Here is a 2,136-nt window from a genome sequence, read left to right on the forward strand (position 1 = left end):
GCCGATGACCCACTGGACAAGCTGGGGATCCTCGCAGGCGGCATTGATGCCCCATCCTCCGGGCACGATCAGCGTGTCGAGTCCAGAGCCATTCGTCGGCAGCGCCGTGGTCTCCAGCACGAGACCGGCCGACGTCCTGATCCGCGGCGAAGCGGCGACGACCACGACCTCATAGGCCGCCGGCTCGCCGGCCTGCATCCTGAAGTCGTTGGCGCTGGCGAAAACCTGGAGCGGCCCGCTGACATCGAGCAGTTGGATGTCGGGATAGGCAAGGATTTCGATGCGGCGCATTGGTTTGGCCTGAAACGAGGGATGATTGGCGATCGCGCCAAAGCATGATGCCTTAGAGTGTCGGGAGTCAATCTGCGGAGATTTCCATGACCCTTCGTTTCGGCATCCTCGTGTTTCCCAATGTCCAACAGCTCGACCTCACCGGTCCTTACGAAGTCCTGGCTTCGGCAAAGGGCGCCGAGGTGGAATTGATCTGGAAGGATCGCAATCCCGTGACGTCGTCGACGCGTCTTTCCCTCACCCCGACCGCAACCTTCGACGATTGCCCGCCGCTCGACGTGCTGTGCATTCCAGGCGGAGGCGGCGTCAATGCGCTGCTCGAGGATCGGGCGGTCCTCGATTTCGTGCGGCAGCGCGCGGCGCAGGCGCGCTACGTCACCTCGGTGTGCAGCGGCGCCCTCGTGCTCGGCGCCGCCGGGCTGCTCGCCGGCAAGCGGGCGACCACACATTGGTATGCCCATGATTTCCTTGAAGAGTTCGGCGCGCTGCCTGTCGATGCGCGGATCGTGGAGGACGGCAATCTGATCACCGCCGGCGGCGTCACCTCGGGGATCGATTTCGGTCTGGCGCTGGTCGCAAGGCTTCTCGGCCAGGCCGAAGCCGAAACGGTGCAGCTCTCGCTCGAATATGCCCCGGCCCCTCCCTTCCGGTCGGGCACGCCCGCCGAGGCTTCGCCGGCCGTGCTGGCGCAGGCAAAAGAGCGGCTTGCGGGTTCGAGACGGGCACGCGAGGAAATGTTTGCCCGTTGGCGCGAAGCTCGCGCGGCCACGCCGGCGCGCGTCCACGGCTGAACCAACCGGGCCGAACGGTGCCGTAGCCGCGCCGTTCGGCTTGCCTTGTTTAGACTGTTGACACGCCTCTTCGTTCGTGCAGAAATTGGTTGGACCATTGAACCACTTGAGTTCCCGCCGGCGTGACAGACAGCCTCCCGCCCATTCAGACGACGGCCCGCGATGACGCGGTGCTGAAGGCGTTGGCCGGCTTTGTCAGGCAGGAGGCGTTGGGGCCAGGTGAAAAACTGCCGACCGAGCGCATCCTGGCCGAGCGCCTCAAGGTCAGCCGCAACACGGTGCGTGAGGCGCTGACGCGCTGGGAGGGGCTGGGCCTCGTCGAGAGGCGCCAGGGCAGCGGCACCTATCTCAAGGCCGCCGTTTCGCCCGACATGCTGCATATGCCCCTGACATTGGCCGGCGGCAACGACTTCGCCGGTCTGATGCGCACGCTGGAAATCCGCCGCGCGCTGGAGGCCGAGGCGGCCGCCCTTTGCGCCGTCCGCGCCGGCAAAGCCGAGATCGCAGAGATCGAGCGCAAGCTGAACATCATGGAAGAGGCCTTCCACACCCGCGCTGGCATGTCGTCGGAGGAGGACTGGGAGTTCCACCAATCGGTCTACCGCGCCTCGGGCAATCCGCTGTTCGAGCAGATCATCAGCGCCATGCACGAGCTGTTCCATCGCTTCTGGGAGCATCCGCTCGGCGTGCGCGACTTCGGCCACGCCAGTTTTCCCTACCATCGCACCATTTTCGACTGCATCGCCGCGCATGATCCGGAGGGGGCAAGGCGCGAAGCGCTGAAGCTCATCGCCACGGTCGAAGACGACCTCAAGCGCGGCGCCGCCAACCTCAAGCTTTCGGACCGCAGATGAACGAGCACCCGACCGCCTTCGACCCAGTCATTTCCGCCAGCGACTATCTGGGCGAAGCGGCCACGCTTCTGGCGCATGACGATCCGTTCCCCGGCGGCGCGGTGGTGCCGCCGATCTACCAAACCTCGCTGTTCACCTTCGACAGTTATGCCGACATGGCCGACACTTTCGCCGGCCGTCGTAGGCAGCCGATCTATTCG

General features: G+C 65.3%; 2 protein-coding genes and 2 pseudogenes. 3 read left to right on the forward strand and 1 reads right to left on the reverse strand.

The genetic code is table 11. From position 1 onward, the window contains the following. A pseudogene (locus tag EOA29_RS34040) lies at positions 1–291 on the reverse strand (AraC family transcriptional regulator); the annotation flags it as partial. Positions 292–377: 86 nt separating this feature from the next. Here EOA29_RS34040 and EOA29_RS34045 point away from each other — a divergent pair. From EOA29_RS34045 to EOA29_RS34055, 3 genes and pseudogenes are all read left to right on the forward strand, one after another. After that, entirely contained in the window at positions 378–1,082 is a 705-nt protein-coding gene (locus EOA29_RS34045) for a DJ-1/PfpI family protein (RefSeq protein WP_126090581.1), read from the forward strand. Between the two features lie 122 nt (positions 1,083–1,204). Continuing rightward, entirely contained in the window at positions 1,205–1,936 is a 732-nt protein-coding gene (locus EOA29_RS34050; protein WP_126090580.1) for a FadR/GntR family transcriptional regulator, read from the forward strand. After that, a pseudogene (locus EOA29_RS34055) lies at positions 1,933–2,136 on the forward strand (hypothetical protein); the annotation flags it as partial. The gene EOA29_RS34050 and the pseudogene EOA29_RS34055, both read left to right, overlap by 4 nt.

The organism is Mesorhizobium sp. M1E.F.Ca.ET.063.01.1.1 (genome assembly GCF_003998155.1).
GTDB lineage: Bacteria > Pseudomonadota > Alphaproteobacteria > Rhizobiales > Rhizobiaceae > Mesorhizobium.

What these genes read in the sequence shown, in the direction of transcription:
- EOA29_RS34045 (WP_126090581.1), top strand. Translation starts at nt 378, where the DNA reads ATGACCCTTCGTTTCGGCATCCTCGTGTTTCCCAATGTCCAACAGCTC.